Source organism: Psychrobacter maritimus (genome assembly GCF_904846345.1).
Lineage (GTDB): Bacteria > Pseudomonadota > Gammaproteobacteria > Pseudomonadales > Moraxellaceae > Psychrobacter > Psychrobacter maritimus.
In genome coordinates this window covers 343,043-363,630 of record NZ_CAJHAJ010000001.1, presented here as the reverse complement: position 1 = coordinate 363,630, position 20,588 = coordinate 343,043, and the positions used below count along the sequence as shown (strand labels likewise).

Here is a 20,588-nt window from a genome sequence, read left to right as displayed (position 1 = left end):
TTCATCCAGTGTGCTTTTAAACGATAACGTAATACCTTTACGAGCCGCGATAGGTGCTATAGCCATGCGCGCTAAGTAGCAGCGGTACATGATAGTGACCGTTATCACTTATGATAAAGTCGATGACTACTTGCGGATAAAAAGCCGTTAGGTTTTGTGTATCAAAGTAAGCTTGAGTATCAAAGGTTAAGGTATAACGACCAACATCTAAGTGATATTCAGCAATATCAATAGTAGGGTTAAATGACCAGCTGTCTGGTGTCACGCGTCCATCAGCGTTGGTGACGCCATTGGCTAATAATGAGGCCTCGCCGCTTGCGCTTACGCGGTGTAGCGTCACCGCTATGTCAGCGGCAGGTTTGCCAAGATGGGTATCTAAGATATGGGATGAGAGAGTACCTGACATGATAATTCCTTTTATATAGTGAACCAGTAAGGCAGCGTTTACATTAAGCGGCGCCCAGCAGTTTTTGTAAGCGTAAACGGGTAATTTTATTTTGCTCAGCAGCGGCATTAACCAGCTCAGTAGCGCGATCGTTTGGCAAACGCGCTAACAATAAATCCAGCATTTGCTGCGCGCTCTTGCCAGTCGCAAACACGATAAAGATAAAGCCGAATTTATCCAGATAATCTTGATTGCCTTGCGCCAAGGCGGCAATCACCTCATCCTCGGCATCATTTGCGCCTGATTGCTCATGCGCGGCACTGTCTTGAGTGTTGCGGTATTTTTCTTTTAGTGAGTCGACGTTGCCGATTTGCGGGTGGCCGTCAAAGGCCTCGAGCAAATTGGCCTCGTTGGATTGTGCTTGTTGCCACGCGTTGTCACTATTAGTAAGTAAGTTATCTATATCAGTGAAAGGACGATTACTGACTAATTCTTTTGCCCACGCTGTACTGGTGCAACAGGTCAATAGGTGTGAGGTCGCGTCGGCTGGCGCTAGGTGGTTAAATTGCTGTAGCGATAATTTCACAGTGGCATCCTTTTCCTTTGTCCCCAATCCATAGGGCTGAATAAGCTGATATTGATGTATAGCGGCATGCTAATATCTATTGATTAGTATCTATTGATGAAAAATCTCATGCTAAATGGGTATGCATCAATCAGTAATTGCTTTAATATTAACCATTCTCCTTAAACCTGACCATTTGGTCAACTGCTTTATGCAAATAATTTATTTTAGTGAGATATATTTCATAAAAATCAGGCCATAAGCCTTACGCTTTATTAAAATATAAACCTACATTGGCGCATCGCCACTCATTGAACATCATTACAGGCGTTACTAATCATGGCCACCAGCGATACAATTAAAAGTGTTATAACTAAAAAAGATACGACTAAAAGTGTTACAACTGGAAAAGACACGGCGCACAATAACGACGTTAATACACCAGAGAGTTCAGAAGTGCTTGTAGAGCAAAATGTCCAGCGCAATCAGCAAGACATTCGCGCGCACAATCAAGCTGTCATTTTGGCAGCTGCAGAAGAAGAGTTCGTGTTACAAGGGTTTCGCGGTGCGACGATGCAAGGTATTGCCGATAGAGCTGAGCTGCCAAAAGCCAATATTCATTACTATTTTAAAAATAAAAAGAATCTCTACCAATCGGTACTGCACTCTATCATCCAAGAGTGGAATGAGGGCTTGGTGACCATGACAGTCGAGAGTGACCCCAAGGAAGTGATCGAAAAATTTGTGCGCACGAAACTGCATCAAGCATTTGCGCACCCAAACCAACATAAGCTGTTTGCGCTTGAAGTCATTGGCGGTGCGCCACACCTACACGACTTTATGTCAACGACGATGCAAGAATGGGCAGTTGATAAGGCGCAGGTCATGAAAACTTGGTATGAACAAGGCAAGATTGGTGTTAGTGATCCATTACAATTATTAATTTTGATTTGGGCCACGACGCAACGCTATGCCGAGTTTGAGACAGAAATCGTCGGTTTAATGGGTAAGGATAAATACGATAAGCAAGATGAAGCGCGTGCTGCTGATTTTTTAGTGCCATTTATTTTGCGTGGTTGCGGGCTTTAATATCTTATATAGTCCATTCAAAGTAAAAAGGTACATACAGAAAATCGCCTTAACGATAGAGCGTTATGACGACTTTATCGTTAAGGCAGTGATTGAAAAGCAGAAAAAATCTCTCACTGCGCTCAATGGCATTTTATAACAATTATGATATCTGTTATGACAACTATAATATCTGACCTTCAATAGCGCTCTCAGACATTTCACGAACAGGCGTTAGCTTTTCATCAGCATGTTGCTCTGGCTCATCAAACTCGACGCCGTAATTTTTTGGCAAAATCATATCGAGAGCGATAGCAACGATACCTGACATCGTCACCGCAGAACCAAAGATATTGCGGAATAACTGGGGCGTTTGGGCGAATACATCCGGCACAAAGGCCACACCCATTGATAAGCCTAGTGATGTTGCAATGATTAAAATATTACGGTGGGTAAACTCGACTGTCGATAGGATACGAATACCAGCAGTGGCAACGGTGGCAAACATCAGCAGCGTTACACCGCCAACGACTGGCTTTGGCAATTGCGTAAAAATTGCGCCGAGGATAGGGAACATGCCCATGGTAAATAAGATAGCACCTACATAAAAGCCGACATATCGGCTAGCAATGCCGGTCATCTGAATGACACCATTATTTTGGCTAAAGGTCGTCACTGGGAAGGTATTGAATACCGCCGCTATCAGCGAGTTAACCCCGTCGCCTAACACCCCACCTTTGATACGTTTTTCATATAGCGGGCCTTTAATGGGTTCGCCTGAAATCATCGAGGTCGCCGTCAAATCCCCTGAGGTTTCAATACTGGTAATAATATACATAAAAGCAATGGGGATAAACGCTTGCCACTCAAAGCCAAAGCCGAATTTAAAAGGAACAGGTAGGGTAAAGATTGGGGCTTCAGCGACCAATGAGAAATCAATACGTCCCATAAACATCGCGGCAATCAAGCCTAGCATTAACCCAATAAAGATGGCACTTGAGCGAATAACTTTATTGTCAATAATACTGATTAACACCACGCTGACCAGTACACCACCACCGAGCAATAGGTTTTGCATACTCCCAAAGTTCTCTGCTCCGACGCCGCCTGCCAAATCGGTCAGACCTACTTTAGTCAATGAAAGTCCGATAGTGACAATCACGCAACCCGTCACGATAGGGCTCATCAAGGATTTAAGCTTGGTAATAAATTGGCTTAAGAAAATCTCGACGAATGCTCCGAGAAACGAGACCCCAAAAATCACAGAGAGAATTTCCTCTGCACTACCGCCTTTGTTTTTTACCACAAAACCTGCTGCCAATACCGCCGCTAAAAAACCAAAACTGGTACCCTGTAGCGCCATCAATCCAGAGCCTACGGGTCCAACTTTGTGGGTCTGAATAAAGGTCGCAACCCCTGATACCATCAAAGACATACTGATGAGGTAGGGGATGTGTTCTCCTAAACCTAGTACGCCGCCTATAATTAGTGATGGCGTAATGATACCGACAAAGCTCGCAAGTACGTGTTGGGTTGCGCCTAAAAAGGCTTTTGCAGGGGCGGGGCGATCGTGCAAACCATATAATAAATCGCGGTTCCCTTGAGTGTGCTCACTCATCTTGGCTTCCTCCTGAAGTGACTTTTAGTCCAATCTCTGCGGCATTTACTCAGCAATATCATAACTACCTAGAGTCGACAAAAATAATGTCATCGCTAGAGCAATTCATATTGCTTATTTATTCAAAAGCCAATCGCCAACAGAAAATCGCACTTATCCTTGTGCTAATAAATAATCATACCTAACCATTATTTATCAAGATTGCCAATCATTGTAATAAAAACCTGACTAATTGGTCAGCTATCTAAGGGTATAGTGAAAGGCTCTGCTATTGCAACGTTTTTTTTCATACTCGTAGATTTATTTATATCGCAATAATGATGGTTTAAAAGCGCACAGTCCAAGCTCTCTGGCTAAAAACCCTGAGATTATCAATTGTTTATAGGAAATGGATAGCAAGTCTTAATTGCATGCTTACATTTACAACCTAATCATTGAAGTGAATTTCTCACATTATTTATTGCCAAATTGTTAATACTTCGTTATTATGCCTGTCATAATTTAAATGCTAATCATTATCATTAACACTACCGATGTGATTCGCAATACGCGTTGTGTATTAATAAGTATGACAAGTTTATAGGTGATACAGATTTTTTTAGCGCAGTAGTAGAGCAGTCGTTGTAGAGCAAAGCCTCAAATAAGCTTTATAAAAAAATTCTTAAATAAATTCTCAAAAGTGGCTCTTAATTCCTTCAATCCTAATAGTAAGTAAAGTGAGTGTGTTATGCGTGAAGTTAAGTCAGCAACGTTTTCTAATCAACTAACGGTCTTATCCATGGCGGTTTCAGCCGTTTTATGGTCACAGATGGCAATGGCGGCAGAGGAATTGCCTAGTACCACCTTACAAACCATCACCGTGACTGCCAATAGCTCAGCACGTGAAAGGGTACAAGAAGATGGCGTTTATATTGAAGACTATACGCCCGCCGCTCAGGCCAACCATTTAAGTGATGTATTAAATGTGGTACCTGGTGTCACCGTCGGCGGCACCTCATCAGTCAATCAGCGCGTGCGCATCCGTGGTCTTGATGATACCAATTTAAAAGTCACGATTGATGGCGCGCGCCAACAGGGCAAGATGTTTTATCATATGGGCGATTTGACGATTGACCCTGACTTGCTAAAACAAGCAGATGTCTCGGTGGGTAACAACTCCGTGACGCTCGGTAATGATGCGCTTGGCGGCGCGGTGGCATTTAAAACCGTTGATGCCGCAGATTTACTCAAACCTGGCCAAAAGATAGGTGCCAAGCTTCATGCAGGTTATGCCAGCAATAATGATGAGCTACTGACGTCAGCGACAGTATTTGCCGCACCAACTGAGAACGTGGATTTGCTTGCCTATTATGGGAAGCGTGATGCCGAAGCTGGTGAAGACGGTGAAGGCCGTAAAATTCAAACTGAAGACAGCAAGGGTGAGAATATCCTATTAAAAGCCGGTGTCTATATCGGCGATGATCATCATGTAGGCGCCAGCTTTAGCAGTACGGAAAACGAAGGGAGATTCCCATTACGCCCCGATTTCCCTGCCAGTCCAGGCGTGGGTAGCTGGAATGAGATACTACCGCAGAAAGTAAAACGCGATACGTATGGGCTAGACTATACTTACAATCCCGTTAATAAATTGATTGATATTGATAGCAATGTTTATCAAACCAAAACTCGGATTTCAAGAGATACTGATTATACGGTAAATCCTGGTTATGACTGGGAAGCAGGCGTTAAAACAACAGGCGGTAAAATTCAGAATACCAGTGTGATTGATAAGAGTATCGTTGAGGGTATCTCAGGTACTCATACGCTTATCGCTGGGGTTGAGTATTATAAAAAAGAGTCTGAAATGGCACGTGACGCTGCTAAGACGGGTAACGATGAGGCAAAAAATACCTCAGTTTATCTAGAAGACCAATGGCAAATGGGCAAATTTAGCTTAACGCCGGGCGTACGCTATGACCGTTATGAATCTCCAGAGTTCGTCGCTGGTGGTAAAACTTATAATAATGTCGTCGGTGGCTTGGCTGCTAGCTATGAGATTGCCCCGCGTACGCAATTATTTGCCAGCTATACGCAGTTATTTAATGGTCCAGATTTAAGCCAAGCGATTTTTAACCAAGATGGTGCTGGAACCTTTGTTAACAATGACTTAAAGGCAGAAGAAGGCGATAACGCAGAGATTGGTATTGTCAGCACCTTACGTGGTTTGACCACTACTGATGACGCGCTGCAATTAAGTGCGAAATACTTTGAAACCAATATCGAAAATTATATTGAATTTGTACGTTCTGGCGGTAGTCGTATTGGTTTAGATTGTACAACAGGTCAGTTAGGCGGTAGCTGCCAAGGTGCGATTAATAAAGACGAAGACTATAAAATTAAAGGTGTTGAGCTTGCCGCTGACTATAAGATGGATAATTTTAGTATGGGTTTAAGCTACGCTCATGCCCGTAGTAAAGGTGACGACAGCGGTCATAGCATTTCTTCAGTGACAGGCAGCAGCTCTGATTCTGGCGATAAATACATGGTCAATTTGGCTTATGAGCCAACGGACACCACCGAGCTTGGCTGGCGCAGTACCTATGTTGCCTCAGTGACGCCAAATACGGGTGGTGATGATATCGAAAAACCGAGCTATGACGTCCATGATATTTTTATGAGTTATTCGCCAAAACAAGTAGACGGTTTAAAAGCGACGGTTGGGGTCTACAATATCTTTGACGAAACCTATGCCAGTCATGCTTCACGTATCGTGGCGCCAAGCCCTGACGATGGTACTTTACGCACCGACTTTGAGCCGGGTCGTAATATCAAAGCTTCATTAACCTATCAGTTTTAAGCCTGCATTTATTTTCTAATAGCAAAAAAGCCAGCTGTCTATAACAGAGAGCTGGCTTTTTTATCGCCCTTTTTTTGGAAATTGTGCTCAGCTTCGACTTTGACGGTATCACGATTAACTATCTACATTTATAAAGAATCAGCACTTATGACCTCGTTTTCATTGTCCTCCTTTTCATTTAATCTGCGCCGCATTTGCCTTTGGATTCACCTTTATACGGGGCTTGTGATGGCAGGGTTTTTAATCATGGCGGGTTTCACTGGCGCGCTATTGGCATTCCATGACGAGCTGGATACTACGTTTAATCATAAATTGGCTCACATCGATAAGCAAAATACGCCGCCATTACCCATTGCAATACTGCATGATAAGGTAATTAGCGCCTATCCAAAATACAGTTTTTCTAGTATGCCAACTTCAGTAGCAGCGGATAAATCTGCGGTATTTTCGGTAGATAGAGTCCGCGATAAGGCCAGTAAAAATCAGCCAAAAGCGCCGTTTCAAGAGGTTTATATAAACCCTTATAACGGCGATATTTTAGGGACGCGTGATAAAGATGAATGGGCGTGGCGCAATACTATGTGGAAGGTGTTTTGGCTACACCGTGATTTATTGCTTGGCGATATCGGTAAGTTGCTATTAGGCGTGATTGCACTGCTATGGACGATTAATTGCTTTATAGGCTTTTATTTAACCTTGCCACGTACCTTGAAGAAGAGTCATGAAACCCATCGAAAAACAGTTAAAAAACGCGCTTCTGTATTAAAACGCTGGCTACCGGCATGGAAAATACGCCGCAAAACCAACACCTTTAAGCTCAATTATGATGTGCATCACGCCTTTGGTTTATGGCTGTGGCTGATGCTATTTGTCATTGCTTGGTCGAGTGTCGGTTTTAATTTGAAATCGGTGTATCAACCTGTGATGCAAGCGGTGGTCGGACTTGAAAGCAGAGAAGGTAAAGAAGGTAAAGAAAGAGAAAAAGGTAAGTCGCATAAACCGGATAAATTTAGCGCGCAAGTTCTGCCAAATGTTACGCCAGTTATCAACGCAACTGCTGATATTGTCAATAAGACCAATAGTATTGAGTATGTTAGCAAGCGGGCGAATCTTGCCGCGCAAAAAAACGGGGTAACCGTGCAGCAGTTATTGGGCATACGCTGGGTAGCAGAGGACAATCAATGGCAGATGCGCTTTAAAACGGATAAGGATATAGGTATTCACAGCGGCGCTTCGTCTATCACTGTCGATGCAGCAACCGGTAGCGTTGTGCGCGTTAACTTTGGTTATCAAAGCACATTTGGCAGTAAGGCTGACCAATGGTTATCGACGCTGCATATGGGACATATCAGTCACGGCGTCAGTCATTTTGTCTATCAGATATTCTTAGCGTTGATTGGATTAGCGGTGGCGGTATTATCCGGTACGGGTGTGTATTTATGGTATAAAGTTAGACAGCAACGTTTGAAGGTTTTGCAAAAATTGAGATAAAACTGATGTTTATACCTTTAAACCGTATCTATAATTACTGGCCGACCTTGATGATTTAATACCGTCACATCGACATTATATAGGTCCTTCATTGTCTCTTGGGTAATGACATCGGCAGGTTTACCAACGGCCATTACCTGACCTGCTTTCATCGTGACCACGGTATCGGCAAACTGCGCCGCTTGATTGATATCATGTAGGACAATCACCACCGTTTTTTGCTGGCTATGACTCAGCTCGCATAGCTCACGCATTAGACGCCCAGCATGGTACATATCTAGATTATTTAGCGGCTCATCAAGTAATAAATACGGCGTATCTTGGCAGACAATCATCGCAATCAGTACGCGCTGCCGCTGACCACCAGACAATGTTGATAAAAAACGCTCGGCTAATGGCTCAAGCTCAAAGCGTTCAATAATATCCTGCACTTTTTGCTCATCGTTCGCCGTTGGTTGCCCTTGATGATAGGGATAGCGCCCAAACATCAGCAGCTCATGCACGCGCAATCGCCCTTGTACTTGATTGTCTTGTCCAAGCATCGCTACTGTCTTAGACAAGGTTCGCGCATGACAGCTGACGATATCACGTTCCTCATTATCTACAGCAAAACTTACCTGTCCTGACTGTAGCGGTTGCAAACGTGCCATTACTGAAAACAGGGTGGATTTACCTGCGCCATTGGGGCCAATTAAAGCAATCACTTGTGAGGGTGGTAAAGACAAGGTAATGTCATGCAGGATTTGTTGTTTGCCAATATGGTGGGAGATATTATCGAGTTTAATCATACAGTTGGTCCGATTTAAAAACGCTATAACGCTAATGGAATAAGTTTTTTTCGCTTGCTGCGCCGATGCAGACAGAGGCTGCAAAAATTTATTCCACTAGCATTCGTATGTATTTATATATCTTGTCGTTAAAGTTTTTTTGATCCGTGCAGTCTTACTGAGCCATAATTAACGGCGCTGGGTCATAAAAATTAGTATTAAGAAGACCAAGCCGCCTGCCAATTCAATCACTACCGACAGTACCCCTGCCATGCCCAATACTTGCTCAAATACCGTCTGACCGAGTACTAAGCAAATCATCGCTACTAAACTGACCAATATCAGGCGCTCGCTATGATACATGTGCCGCGCGATGCGATTGGTTAAAGCGCAGACTAGTAAGCCAAAAAAGGTTACCGGACCGACCAAAGCAGTTGCCGTGGCAACCAATACTGCGATGACCGTTAATAGTCCAAAGGCTAGGCGTTGATAATTAATACCAAGGTTAATCGCTTGTGATTTGCCAAGCATCAATACATCGCATTGATAGCACCAGCGCCAGATGAATACAGCGCTAATGACACAAATAAAGAGGCTGATACCCAGTAGCTGTGGATTGACTGTATTAAATTGCGCGTAACTGGCAGATTGTACGACGACAAAATCATCAGGATTAATCAGGCGGGCAATCAATGCTGATAAGCTGCGAAACAATACGCCAAAGATGACACCTACCAATATCAACCGCGTCAAATCCTGACTGCTCTTTGAAAATAACAGCCGAAATAACAATAACGACGCGCCAAACATGAGGACAATCTCAAGGGTAAATTTGGCAATAGGATTGATGCTGGTAAAGCTCATCGCACCCAAAAAGAACACCAATAAGCTTTGTAGCAAAACATATAGCGAATCAAAACCCAATAGTGACGGCGTCAGAATGGGATTGTGCGTTAAGGTTTGAAACAGTAAGGTCGATACGCCAATCGCATAGCCGACTACCATTAGCGCCAGTAATTTCTTAGCACGTAACGGCAGCGCGAAATCCCAATAACCATTGACGTTGAGCGTCAAAAATAGCGTCATTGAGATCAATAAAATAATGGCGGCAATTGATTTTGGATGGTTGGCGATAAATGCCCAAAATTGTGCTAAGCGTCCTTGCATAGAAGTATTAGCGTAGCTGTTATTTTCTAAAGTATCATTTTCTAAAGTATCATTTGCTAGAACACTCTTTTCTACCGAGCCAGTCTTTGTAGAACTGTCATTTATAAAGTTATGCTTAGACGATGAGAACATACGTAAATCCTACTATGCTACCTTTAATAGTAACAACGCCAAGCTTATCTAATCAGACAACAGGACGAATAAATTAAGAAAAGAGTTAATAACAATTAGGGAGCTGTCTTATTGTGATATATATTATTGCTCAGCAGGCGCGCGTAATAACAGCCATAAAAACAGCACCGTACCGACCACACCAAAGACAGTGGCCACTGGCACTTCAAATGGATAACGAATAGAGCGCCCGATGATATCGCAAAGCAGTACTGCTGAAGCACCTAGTAGTGCGACTGCTGGCAAGCTACGGCGTAATTTATCACCCATCAGACGGCTGACGATATTGGGCACGACCAGGCCAATAAAGGGAATCATACCAACTGTGACAACGACGACAGCGCTCATCATCGCCACCATACCGACGCCAAGCCACGTGACTTGGCGTTTGCTAATTCCTAAGTTCAGCGCGATATTATCCCCTAGCCCAACGATGGTTAGCTTGTCGGCGATAATATAAGCCAGTACGCACAATCCACCTGTCAGCCAGAGCAATTCATAACGCCCCGCTAATACAGCCGAGAAGTCACCAAACTGCCAAACGCTAAGCATCTGTAACGACTCAGTTTGATAAGCAATAAAAGTTGTCACCGCCTCGATAATGCCGCCAAAAACAATGCCAATCAGCGGAATCATTAAAAAATCCGTCGGCGGAATACGGTGAATAAGCAGCATAAATAGCATCATGCCAAACATTGCAGTAATGGTCGCGACGCCCATTTTAATAAGCAGCGCACTCGCAGGAAACAGTAAGCTGACGACCAATAATCCCAATGCCGCACTTTGAGTCGCCCCAACCATCGATGGCTCAACAAAGCGGTTCTTTAGCACCACTTGGATAATCATCCCTGCAACAGCCATAGCGATACCAGTCAAGATAATGGCAATGGTGCGCGGTATGCGGCTGACCAATAGCAGTGAGCTGTCCGAGTTGGCGCTATGATTGATAATACTATGGAAGATACCTGACCACGAAAAATCCGCCACCCCAATCGATAGACTTAGCAGCACCAAAAGCCCCATCATAATGAGGCTGCCCGTGTTGATTAACCACGGTGGTATGGCGGCACGTTGATGGTTAGGACTCAGACCATTGCGGGTCTTTTTTTGCCAACTTGATGGTATAGCTGGCAAAGAAGGATTGTCTTTGACACTGGCATCAGCGCGAGATGAAAATAACGACATAACGTCTACTGGCTTAGAAATGAATGATTAAATATGCAATCAGTAACGGTTGCTCGAACAGTAATTGCGTTTATTTTGCGCTAGCAAAAGCATCTTTAATCGTGGTCAAGTCCTGCATCCATTGATAGTAGCCACCAAATGCTAGGTAAGAATCTGGGCTAAGGTAAACCACTTGTCCTTTACTCCAAGCATTGGTTTGCGCGACCAATGGATTGTCCAATACTGCTTTTGCACCAGCGCCATCTTCCCCAATTGCTGCACTGCGATCGACGACGAATAGCCAGTCTGGATTGGTTTTTTGTAGATACTCAAAAGATATTGGCTGACCGTGACGCGCGTCGGCGATTTGGTCATCAGCCATCGGGATATCTAATACCGTATGAATAAAACCATAGCGCGACTTATCACCATAGGCGGACAGCTTATTGCCATTCACCATAACCACTAAGCCTTTACCTTTATCTTTGGTTAAGGTTTTAGTATCAGCGATAAGACCATCAATATTGCCTTGTAGTTTCGCTGCCTGAGCACTTTTACCAAACAAAGCGCCCAAATCATGCAGGCGTTGCTTGCTCGACTCATAAATATTTGTCGTATCAATGGTCATATCAAGCGTTGGCGCAATGCTTGATAGCGCGTCGTATTTTTCTGCCATCCGTGAGCCGACCAAGATAGCTTGTGGCTGCATAGCGTTCAAGGCTTCAAGGTCTGGCTCAAATACCGTACCGACTGATTTTGGTTCAGGCTGAGTTTTTGAGTGTAAATTATCTAAATGAAGCCCACTTGGCATGCCATCGACCGCCACATCAAGTGCCGCCAAATCTTGCATCAAGGTCATGTCATAAACGACCAATGGTGACGGATTCATTGCCAAGTCGACCTTACCTTTTGTCGTATCGACGGCAATAGTCGCCACAGAAACATTGTCATTATTGGCAACGTTCGAGGATTTGTCAGCCGTTTGGTTCTCAGTCTTGGCATCTGCTGGCTCAGAGTCATTGGATTCAGGCGAACTACAGCCTGCCATGCCAATGCTGGCAATCAGCGCTGTCATCATGGCAGCTAATAAAGGACGCTTAAAAAGGGGGCTAGCGTTGTGGTTTGAGCATAAAGTAGTAGGCATAAATAACTCGGTTTATCAAAGGGTTGGGCAGTCTTATAGGAAAAATACTAAATAAAAACTGCTAAATAATGAATCAACTTATAACTTATCAAGGCTGTTTTCTATCGTTGCTTTATAATTGGTTTTTTATGATAAATTGCTTATATAAGTATCATAAAACAGCCATCATGATAAATTAATTGAGACTTATTATCAATAACAATGATAATGGTTTTTATTAACGTTGACAATTTTTACTATATTAATCTTATAAAATGCTTACGTCATAAGGTGTCAGTAATTATTTATATTGGGTTTTGCTGATCAGGATTTTCTAGAATATGAGAGATTAGACTAAAGATATTGGAAATTTACTATTGATAATAATTATCGTTTGCATTATTATCGACACCATTCTATGACGGTTAAATGTTAGGGTGTTATGAGTTCAACGGATTTAGACGCGCCACCACTGAAAGCAATACTTATCGCTATTATCGTTGTGGTGGGATTACATGTGCTCACGGCAGTGGCTTTGGTGACGATAAAACCGTCTGAGCCTAAAATTGAGCCTATCAAAGAAACGCTGCCTATCGAGATAGAGTTAATCTCATTGCCTGCTCCAAATACCGAGCCTGAGGTAGAAGCGGAGCAACTAACCGCTCAGCAAAAGCCTCAGCCAAAAGTAGAGTCTGAGCGAATAGAACCGCCTAAATCGCAGCCGCAACAAAAACCAATAGCAGAACCGAAGGCTAAAGTAGTAACAGTAAAGCCAACAGCAAAGCCAACAGAGATAAAGAACAAAACGGCTGATGTCGAACCTGTTGCTAAAGTAGAAAACAAAAAGCCTGACGTTATTAAGAAAGAATCTCCTAAAATAGATACATCGATGGCCGATGAGCAACGTAAGATAATAGCGGCACAAGCGGAAAAAGCCGCTCAAGACGCCCACGCTAGGGCAGTTGCAGACGCCAAAGCTGCCCGCGAGGCACAAGCTGCTGCAGATGCAAAGACTGCAAAAGAGGCCGCTCAAAAAGCAGCACAGGCAAAGGCTGAAAGGGAAGCAACAGAGGCGGCTGCTCGAGCAAAAGCAGATGCTGACGCCAAAGCTGCGGCGGCGAGTAATGAGCCTGTCAATTTTACCGCCAGCAATGCCAATTGGGCATCAGCGCCAAACTTTAGCTTTACTGAGCGTGCCGCCAAGCGAGCCCGTTCAGGCGATACGCTCAACGTGGTATTAGTGCTAAGGGTCAATAAACAAGGCGGTATCGATAGCGTGAGAATTGCCCAATCATCAGGCAACTCACTGGTCGATAAAGAGGCGCAGCGTCAGGTACGCTCTGGTAAATTTAAACCCTTTAGCAAAAACGGTGTGCCAGTGGTTGGTAATGTGACCTTGCCTATCGCTTATACAGTTCCATAGAGATATAAAAACCAGTTATCAAGATATCTAAATGGCACACATTATTGCCGCCAACTGTTATCTATAATTATAAAATAACAAGTAATGACATCCCACTTTAAGGAGTCTGATATGGACTTTACAACCTACTGGCAATATAGCGATATGGTGACCAGAACCTTATTTTTCTTGCTCCTTGCCTTATCTATCGTCTCTTGGGTGACCGGTATCATTCGCATACTGCAAAGTCGCAAACTGGCCGCTAGTGTCGCCGATGATTTGAGTGCGCAGATTCATAGCAAGCAGGCACGTTTGGTTGATACGGATGGTGCGACACGGCGTTTGGTGATTGAGCAGACCTTACTTAAGCATATCGGTCGCTACCGTTTTGCCAGTGAGCGCGGACTGCCTATCCTTGGTACGACGGCAGCAATTGCGCCATTTATCGGATTGTTTGGCACGGTGTGGGGTATTTTTCATGCGCTACATAATATTGGTGTCAGTGGGCAAGCGGGACTAGGGCAAGTAGCAGGCCCAGTTGGTGAAGCTCTTATTATGACGGGTTTGGGTATCGCTGTTGCCATTCCAGCGGTGGTGTTTTATAACCTTTCAGTGCGTATCAATCGCCGCGTGATGTACCATGCCAATGATAGAGCGCATGATTTATTGGCGCAATCTGCCGACATTGCGGCTTCTCAGCAACCATCAGTTCAGCAATCAACAGCAGACAATTTGTCTAGCGCCAATCAAGCACAATCAACCAAAAGTATGAATTCTGAGCAAAAAGCCGTTCAGTCATCCAAACCTTATCGCAAGTCAGCGCCAGCGCAGTTGTCATGATTGTTTAACAATAAAGCGCTAAGCTAAAGCAGTTTAAAAAGCAGTTTAAAAAAAGCAACGCGAAAATCAGTTGGAAGCACAAGCGGCAAAGACGCTAATTAACAATATTGAGAATAATTATGGCATTTCAATTGGGTGATGATGACGTTCAAAGCATGAATGAGATGAACCTTATTCCGCTTATTGATATCATGCTGGTATTGATGATTATCTTTTTATTGACGGCGACGGTGCTAAACCCAACCGTACCCTTAGATTTACCAAAGACCAGTGCTGAGCTAAACCAAGCGCCGCCAGAAGCCATTCAAATTAGCATTGATAAAGATGCGGGTTTATTTTGGGATGATGAGCCTATCAGTATGGAAGCGTTAGCAGCGCGTCTGCAAGCGCAGTCGGCGAGCGGTAAGGATCCGTCTATCCAGCTGCGTGCCGATAAAGAAGGTAAGTATGATACCGTGGCGCAAGTATTGGCGGCTGCCAGTCAAGCGGGGCTAAGTAAGATTGCATTTGTTAACGAGTAAGGTTTAAACGAGTAATGCTCAAAAGTACATGTGCTATGAAAAACAGCCTTTAGAAAAACAGTCTCTAGAAAAACAGACTGCCAAGATAAACCAGCAGGCTTAGCAATAAAAAAATAACCAAGACAATAACAAGAATAATTAAAATAATAACTCTTTTCTCCGGCCTCGCTTGGGCAACCTTGCGAGGTTATCTTTTTTTCAGCTGCCTTTGAGCTAAGCGAATAGCTTATAAGTTGAATGCTTTATATAGCGATTACCAGCCATAGCCAAATGGGCGATAACCATAACCTAAGCGTCCAGAGCCATAACCAAACGGATAGGGCGAGCGCAGATAATCAAGGTCACGCTGGCGGATATAATAGTAACGCCCTTGGGAGTACGCTTCCTCGAGCTTTTCGATACCTTCGAGCGGACAGACAGGCTGCCAATCATAGCCTTCGCGGCCAAGCTTATAAGCATTGAGCTCAGTACAGTAATTTTTCAGCCCTTGCTGGCGACCTTGTTCCCACAATACGCGGTTTGGCGTTGCGCCAACGACACTTGCGCATTGATTGGTATAGTGCCCAAAGTAGGCCCCTGAGCGCCCACGGATACCATCCGCATAGCCGACTTCTTGCCAATTGCTACTTTGGCATTGTTCGGGCGTTAAGTTTTGGGTCGTCGCACAGCCGGATAATGTAAACAAAGCCGCGCCCATTAGCGAGATAGCAAGACGAGGTTTACGCATGATTTTACCGACGCATTTACTTACTTGTGAGGCGGTCGATGAGTTTCGCTTAAGATGATAATTCATAATAAACCTGCGCGTGTTTAAAATTATGGTTTATCATAGCACTTTTTTAGGCGACCAACTTTTTGCATCTTGTTATCGAATCAGTGGCTTTCTGTACTAAGTATTTGATATACCACTATAAATAATAAGGCATTGCTAAGTGCCAGGTTTACTCAGCATTTCGCTAGTTATCAACGATAGCATTTAAGGGCGCTTGATTTTTAAAGGTTTGCGCTCATTATAAGCACCTAGCTAGCAGCCGTTTGTATTTAAGCTTTTTATATCAATAACCACGCTTATAGGTTATTAGCCCTATTTTAATTTATAGCATTACTTCATTTAAGCTAAAAGGTCTGACTGTTATGGGAATGTGGATTGCGATCGCCATTGTACTATTCGTATTAGGGAGTATGATGGCGCTCAAACCTAGCGGAATCGACCAGCGTTTGGATAAGCTGCGTATGACGGCGCGTCGCTTACAACTCAATCCCAAGTTAGTTACTTGCCCAGATTGGGTAAAGGGCAAAGACAATGAGTATGGTCGCGGCATGATTGGACAATATGGTTTGGTGCTGGATAATGTCAAGCTGCCGTTGACGCGCTATCAGGTGATAGATGGACAATGGCGTCCGGCTAGCAATGCCAGCAGTAACAATATCAATGCCAGTAGCGACAACAACAGCTTAAACAATGGCTTAGCAATACAGGCCAATTTTAGCTTGGATAAAGAGCCTTTAGCGCTGCCCGTTGGTATTGAGCCATTTGTAAAAGCATTATTGGTTAAGTCGAATAGCATTATTATTTATTGGGAAGATATTGCCTATGTGCGCCCCATAACCAACCCTGCTTATCAGCAAAAAGCCATTGAAACCGACTTATTAATACTGAAAGAAAACCTTGAGAGATGGGCATTACAGATGCAAAAGCAGCTATAAAAGTCGTTGCAAGCTAGCAAATTAGTTTTTCGTCTCCATTAAGAGGCAATATGCAAGTCCTTTTGGCAAACTCTCAGTCATTTTAAGTTGACAGCTTAATGCTTAGCAGTGTAACGTCTTTATAACTGTATGTATGCGTTATGGTTATTGTTTGTTTTATAACCGTTTTTATCAGCAGCCCTTACTACAATAATTCGCTGAGCCATTATAACTAACTATTATAAATTGCCATGCTGCTGAATTTATCCTTATTTTAATCTACTTATTATGGTGTCGTCACTTATGGCAAAACCCGCAACCAAAAAAAGTCCAGCTGCGGCTGCTGACAAAACTAAAGACAGTCCAAAGGGCAAGTCTTTGGTGATCGTAGAATCACCCGCCAAGGCAAAAACCATTAACAAATACTTGGGCGACGACTTTATCGTACGCTCAAGTATCGGTCATGTGCGTGATTTGCCAGTGGGCGCGAGCAAAAGCGCGAAGAAGCCAGCGGCGAGCAAAAAAGATGACAGCCTGAGCAAAGAAGAAAAAACCCAACAAGCATTGGTACGGCGCATGGGCGTTGACCCAGAACATAACTGGGCGGCAGTCTATGAAGTATTGCCCAACAAGACCAAGGTCATCAAAGAGCTTAAAGCCTTAGCTAAAGACGCTGATAAAATCTATCTCGCAACGGATATGGATAGAGAAGGGGAAGCGATTGCTTGGCATCTAAAAGAAGTCATCGGCGGCGCAGACAGTAAGTATGAGCGCGTGGTCTTTAACGAGATTACCAAATCCGCCATTCAAAATGCCTTTAAGCAACCATCAAAACTTGATATTGACCGTGTTAACGCCCAACAAGCGCGGCGCTTTTTAGACCGCGTGGTTGGCTTTATGGTATCGCCGCTGCTGTGGCAAAAGGTTGCTCGCGGTCTGTCAGCAGGTCGTGTCCAGTCCGTTGCCATGCGTTTGGTGGTTGAGCGTGAGCATGAGATTCGCGCCTTTATCCCAGAAGAATACTGGCAGATTCATGCTGATACCCATATTGCTGATAGTAAAGCCAGCAAAGCCACAGACGCTGAGCAAATTGCGATTCGTTTAGAGGCAACCAAGCAAGGTGGCAAAACGCTAAAGCTTGTCAATAAAGAACAGACCGATAAAGTATTAGCAGTGCTTAATTCAAGCGACTTTATCGTTAAAGAGCGCGAAGAGAAGCCAACGCAATCGCGTCCCAGTGCGCCGTTTATTACCTCAACATTGCAGCAAGCAGCAAGCACGCGCTTAGGTTTTTCAGTTAAGAAAACCATGATTTTGGCGCAGCGTTTATACGAAGCCGGTCATATTACTTATATGCGTACCGACTCGACATTCTTGTCGGGTGATGCATTGGCTGCTGTTCGTGGATATATCGAAGACAGCTATGGCGCAAAGTATGTGCCAGAAAAGCCGAACTTCTATGGCAATAAACAAGGCGCACAAGAGGCGCATGAAGCCATTCGTCCGTCTAACGTCAATATGAAATCAACCCAGCTAAAAGGGGTTGAGCGTGATGCGATACGTCTATATGAGCTGATTTGGCGTCAGTTTGTGGCTTGTCAGATGCTGCCAGCAAAATACTTATCAGTGAATCTATTCGTCGCTGCCAATGATGTTGAGCTAAAAGCCCGCGGTCGTACCTTAGTGTTTGATGGCTTTACTAAAGTCATGCCACCAGCGAAGACTGACGATACTTTGCTTCCAGATGTCAAAAAAGGCGATAAGTTAACGCTCGATAAGCTTGATCCTAGTCAACACTTTACCAAGCCGCCACCGCGCTATACCGAAGCAAGCTTGGTCAAAGAGCTTGAGAAAAAAGGTATCGGTCGTCCATCGACTTATGCTTCTATCATCTCGACCATTCAAGATCGCGGTTATGTGAAGCTTGAAAATAAGCGTTTATTTGCTGAAAAAATGGGTGATATCGTCACTGACAGATTGACGGCAAGTTTCCCAGACTTGATGGATTATACCTTTACTGCTGCGCTAGAAGACAAGCTTGACCATGTCGCTGAAGGCGATACCGACTGGAAAGATGTCCTCGATAATTTCTATGGCGACTTTAAAAAGACCCTAGATCGTGCCAAAGAAAAAGACGGCATGCGTCCGAATGATCCAACCGATGTGCCAGATGTACATTGCGATATTTGCGATCGTCCGATGCAGCTGCGTACCGGCTCAACGGGTGTATTCTTAGGTTGTACTGGCTATAATTTACCACCAAAAGAGCGCTGTAAAGGCACTAAGAACTTAATGCCAGTCGAAGCGTTTGCCAATCTTGATGATAGCGACAGCGATGACGAAGCGGCTGAAGTTAAAGATTTGATGGAGAAAAAGCGCTGCCCGAAATGCGGTACGGCCATGAATGGCTATATCGTCGACGGTGGTCTTAAGCTGCATATCTGTGGTAATAACCCTGATTGCGACGGTTATATCTTAGAAGAAGGTAAGTTTGAAGTACCGGGTTCAGACGCCCCAACCATCGACTGTAATAAATGTGATGGGCAGATGGAGCTAAAAACCGGACGTTTTGGTCCATACTTTGCTTGTCAGAAATGTGACAATACCCGTAAAGTACTCAAAACTGGCGAAGCTGCGCCGCCGCGTATGGATCCTATCCATTTGCCAGAGCTAAAATCAACCAAGCACGATGATTACTTTATCTTACGTGAAGGCGCGGCTGGGATGTTCTTAGCAGCATCTAAGTTCCCGAAAGTACGCGAAACACGTCCGCCAAAGCTTGCTGAGTTACGCGAAATCAAAGATAAGATGGAAGATAAATTCCAGTATCTGTTTGCAGGTCCAGACGAAGACCCTGATGGCAATCCAACCATTTTGCGCTGGTCGCGTAAGAAAAAAGAGCAGTATATCGGCTCTGAGAAAAACGGCAAAGCCACGCGTTGGGGTGTGTATTGGCGTAATGGTGAATGGGTAGAAGAGTAAACCTGTTTTACTTTTACCATAACTCACTTCAAATAAAAAAACCTCTTAGATAATCTAAGAGGTTTTTTTATGCTATCAATTTTAATGATACTAACAGTATTGAGCTTTAAAAGTTATTGGCTAAATACGATTAGTTCTTTTCGATGATACCGCAAGCAACGCGATCGCCTGCATTACCAGCTGGCTGGCTAGTATAGTCGTCAACACCGCTGTGCACGATAAAGGCTAAACGGTTAACACTATATTTACCGGCATCAGCAGCGGAGATTTTCTTATTTACAAAGTTGATAGTAGCAACACCATCGGCATTGGCGGTTAAGTTCGGCAAGTCGCCCGCATGACCATTCATATCATCAGGGTTAGAGTGCGGTTTGTTATCTGGATTAAAGTGACCACCTGCCGCTTTACCCATATCAGCACAGCTACCCGTTTCATGGATGTGTAGTGATACCGTTTTACCTGGTTGCAGATTCATGAGCTTACCGTAGACTTGTACGCCGCCATCAACTGGACGTAGGAATACTTGACCCACTTCATTTTTATTACCAGCGACTGCATTGATAGTAGATTTTAGCGCAGGTTGGCTCAGTGGATTACCGGTTTGCATTTGACCCTCGACGGTTTGGCAACCCGTCATTACCAACGCTGAACCACATAATAGGGCACTTGCAAGCATCGTCTTATTCATTATTATCTCCATTTATATTTAATCGTTATGATGAGTTTCTATAGTTTTAGTTAAGATATTCAAATATTGCCTAATACCGCAACCAGTATAGCCAAGCGTTAGATATAGTTATTC

At 43.9% G+C, this 20,588-nt stretch carries 17 protein-coding genes; 8 read left to right on the top strand and 9 right to left on the bottom strand.

Features of this window, described 5'->3' with window-relative positions:
* Positions 1–37 precede the first annotated feature (37 nt).
* Both uraH and uraD read right to left on the bottom strand, forming a co-directional pair.
* Entirely contained in the window at positions 38–406 is a 369-nt protein-coding gene (gene uraH, locus JMX50_RS01415) for a hydroxyisourate hydrolase (protein ID WP_201628156.1), read from the bottom strand.
* A 43-nt stretch (positions 407–449) separates the two neighbouring features.
* A complete protein-coding gene (gene uraD / locus JMX50_RS01410) occupies positions 450–971 on the bottom strand; it encodes a 2-oxo-4-hydroxy-4-carboxy-5-ureidoimidazoline decarboxylase (protein WP_201628155.1) in 522 nt (173 codons plus the stop codon).
* Positions 972–1,289: 318 nt separating this feature from the next.
* Here uraD and JMX50_RS01405 point away from each other — a divergent pair, with 318 nt between their 5' ends.
* Complete coding sequence (locus JMX50_RS01405; protein ID WP_201628154.1) at positions 1,290–2,039, top strand: TetR/AcrR family transcriptional regulator; 750 nt, start codon at positions 1,290–1,292, stop codon at positions 2,037–2,039.
* 163 nt (positions 2,040–2,202) lie between these two features.
* Here the strand turns inward: JMX50_RS01405 and JMX50_RS01400 are convergent, their stop codons facing one another.
* Entirely contained in the window at positions 2,203–3,636 is a 1,434-nt protein-coding gene (locus tag JMX50_RS01400) for a nucleobase:cation symporter-2 family protein (protein WP_201628153.1), read from the bottom strand.
* Positions 3,637–4,363: 727 nt separating this feature from the next.
* Here JMX50_RS01400 and JMX50_RS01395 point away from each other — a divergent pair.
* Both JMX50_RS01395 and JMX50_RS01390 read left to right on the top strand, forming a co-directional pair.
* Positions 4,364–6,472: a TonB-dependent receptor domain-containing protein gene (locus JMX50_RS01395; RefSeq protein ID WP_201628152.1), complete on the top strand. Its 2,109-nt coding sequence runs from the start codon at positions 4,364–4,366 to the stop codon at positions 6,470–6,472.
* 147 nt (positions 6,473–6,619) lie between these two features.
* Complete coding sequence (locus tag JMX50_RS01390) at positions 6,620–7,963, top strand: PepSY-associated TM helix domain-containing protein (protein ID WP_201628151.1); 1,344 nt, start codon at positions 6,620–6,622, stop codon at positions 7,961–7,963.
* A 17-nt stretch (positions 7,964–7,980) separates the two neighbouring features.
* Here the strand turns inward: JMX50_RS01390 and JMX50_RS01385 are convergent, their stop codons facing one another.
* The 4 genes from JMX50_RS01385 to JMX50_RS01370 all read right to left on the bottom strand — a co-directional run bounded on the left by JMX50_RS01385 (position 7,981) and on the right by JMX50_RS01370 (position 12,376).
* Positions 7,981–8,751: an ABC transporter ATP-binding protein gene (locus JMX50_RS01385; RefSeq protein ID WP_201628150.1), complete on the bottom strand. Its 771-nt coding sequence runs from the start codon at positions 8,749–8,751 to the stop codon at positions 7,981–7,983.
* A 168-nt stretch (positions 8,752–8,919) separates the two neighbouring features.
* Positions 8,920–9,897, bottom strand: a complete 978-nt coding sequence (locus JMX50_RS01380; protein WP_413786806.1) for an iron chelate uptake ABC transporter family permease subunit — start codon at positions 9,895–9,897, stop codon at positions 8,920–8,922.
* A gap of 255 nt (positions 9,898–10,152) precedes the next feature.
* Positions 10,153–11,253: an ABC transporter permease gene (locus JMX50_RS01375; RefSeq protein WP_201628148.1), complete on the bottom strand. Its 1,101-nt coding sequence runs from the start codon at positions 11,251–11,253 to the stop codon at positions 10,153–10,155.
* Positions 11,254–11,323: 70 nt separating this feature from the next.
* Positions 11,324–12,376 (bottom strand): siderophore ABC transporter substrate-binding protein, encoded by a 1,053-nt coding sequence (locus JMX50_RS01370; RefSeq protein ID WP_201628147.1) that lies wholly within the window; start codon positions 12,374–12,376, stop codon positions 11,324–11,326.
* 421 nt (positions 12,377–12,797) lie between these two features.
* Between JMX50_RS01370 and JMX50_RS01365 the strand changes: the two genes are divergently transcribed.
* From JMX50_RS01365 to JMX50_RS01355, 3 genes are all read left to right on the top strand, one after another.
* Positions 12,798–13,778 (top strand): energy transducer TonB, encoded by a 981-nt coding sequence (locus tag JMX50_RS01365; protein WP_201628146.1) that lies wholly within the window; start codon positions 12,798–12,800, stop codon positions 13,776–13,778.
* A gap of 111 nt (positions 13,779–13,889) precedes the next feature.
* A complete protein-coding gene (locus tag JMX50_RS01360; protein ID WP_201628145.1) occupies positions 13,890–14,597 on the top strand; it encodes a MotA/TolQ/ExbB proton channel family protein in 708 nt (235 codons plus the stop codon).
* A 119-nt stretch (positions 14,598–14,716) separates the two neighbouring features.
* Positions 14,717–15,118, top strand: coding sequence for an ExbD/TolR family protein (locus JMX50_RS01355; protein ID WP_201563135.1), 402 nt, complete (start codon positions 14,717–14,719; stop codon positions 15,116–15,118).
* A gap of 253 nt (positions 15,119–15,371) precedes the next feature.
* Here JMX50_RS01355 and JMX50_RS01350 read toward each other — a convergent pair whose 3' ends face one another.
* Positions 15,372–15,911 (bottom strand): DUF2799 domain-containing protein, encoded by a 540-nt coding sequence (locus JMX50_RS01350; RefSeq protein WP_227670472.1) that lies wholly within the window; start codon positions 15,909–15,911, stop codon positions 15,372–15,374.
* A gap of 341 nt (positions 15,912–16,252) precedes the next feature.
* Between JMX50_RS01350 and JMX50_RS01345 the strand changes: the two genes are divergently transcribed.
* Both JMX50_RS01345 and topA read left to right on the top strand, forming a co-directional pair.
* On the top strand, positions 16,253–16,825 hold the full coding sequence (locus JMX50_RS01345; protein WP_201628144.1) for a hypothetical protein: 573 nt from the start codon (positions 16,253–16,255) through the stop codon (positions 16,823–16,825).
* Between the two features lie 282 nt (positions 16,826–17,107).
* Positions 17,108–19,786 carry a type I DNA topoisomerase gene (gene topA / locus JMX50_RS01340; protein ID WP_201628143.1) on the top strand — a complete coding sequence of 893 codons (2,679 nt, stop codon included), beginning with the start codon at positions 17,108–17,110 and terminating at the stop codon, positions 19,784–19,786.
* A gap of 130 nt (positions 19,787–19,916) precedes the next feature.
* On the opposite strand, the gene JMX50_RS01335 is transcribed toward topA, so the two are convergent.
* On the bottom strand, positions 19,917–20,474 hold the full coding sequence (locus JMX50_RS01335; protein ID WP_183620600.1) for a superoxide dismutase family protein: 558 nt from the start codon (positions 20,472–20,474) through the stop codon (positions 19,917–19,919).
* Positions 20,475–20,588 lie beyond the last annotated feature (114 nt).

Excerpts from the sequence above, each read along its gene's own strand:
- uraH (WP_201628156.1), bottom strand. The coding sequence starts at position 406 with ATGTCAGGTACTCTCTCATCCCATATCTTAGATACCCATCTTGGCAAA.
- JMX50_RS01405 (WP_201628154.1), top strand. The coding sequence starts at position 1,290 with ATGGCCACCAGCGATACAATTAAAAGTGTTATAACTAAAAAAGATACG.
- JMX50_RS01400 (WP_201628153.1), bottom strand. The coding sequence starts at position 3,636 with ATGAGTGAGCACACTCAAGGGAACCGCGATTTATTATATGGTTTGCAC.
- JMX50_RS01395 (WP_201628152.1), top strand. The coding sequence starts at position 4,364 with ATGCGTGAAGTTAAGTCAGCAACGTTTTCTAATCAACTAACGGTCTTA.
- JMX50_RS01390 (WP_201628151.1), top strand. The coding sequence starts at position 6,620 with ATGACCTCGTTTTCATTGTCCTCCTTTTCATTTAATCTGCGCCGCATT.
- JMX50_RS01385 (WP_201628150.1), bottom strand. The coding sequence starts at position 8,751 with ATGATTAAACTCGATAATATCTCCCACCATATTGGCAAACAACAAATC.
- JMX50_RS01380 (WP_413786806.1), bottom strand. The coding sequence starts at position 9,897 with ATGCAAGGACGCTTAGCACAATTTTGGGCATTTATCGCCAACCATCCA.
- JMX50_RS01375 (WP_201628148.1), bottom strand. The coding sequence starts at position 11,253 with ATGTCGTTATTTTCATCTCGCGCTGATGCCAGTGTCAAAGACAATCCT.
- JMX50_RS01370 (WP_201628147.1), bottom strand. The coding sequence starts at position 12,376 with ATGCCTACTACTTTATGCTCAAACCACAACGCTAGCCCCCTTTTTAAG.
- JMX50_RS01365 (WP_201628146.1), top strand. The coding sequence starts at position 12,798 with ATGAGTTCAACGGATTTAGACGCGCCACCACTGAAAGCAATACTTATC.
- JMX50_RS01360 (WP_201628145.1), top strand. The coding sequence starts at position 13,890 with ATGGACTTTACAACCTACTGGCAATATAGCGATATGGTGACCAGAACC.
- JMX50_RS01355 (WP_201563135.1), top strand. The coding sequence starts at position 14,717 with ATGGCATTTCAATTGGGTGATGATGACGTTCAAAGCATGAATGAGATG.
- JMX50_RS01350 (WP_227670472.1), bottom strand. The coding sequence starts at position 15,911 with ATGAATTATCATCTTAAGCGAAACTCATCGACCGCCTCACAAGTAAGT.
- JMX50_RS01345 (WP_201628144.1), top strand. The coding sequence starts at position 16,253 with ATGGGAATGTGGATTGCGATCGCCATTGTACTATTCGTATTAGGGAGT.
- topA (WP_201628143.1), top strand. The coding sequence starts at position 17,108 with ATGGCAAAACCCGCAACCAAAAAAAGTCCAGCTGCGGCTGCTGACAAA.
- JMX50_RS01335 (WP_183620600.1), bottom strand. The coding sequence starts at position 20,474 with ATGAATAAGACGATGCTTGCAAGTGCCCTATTATGTGGTTCAGCGTTG.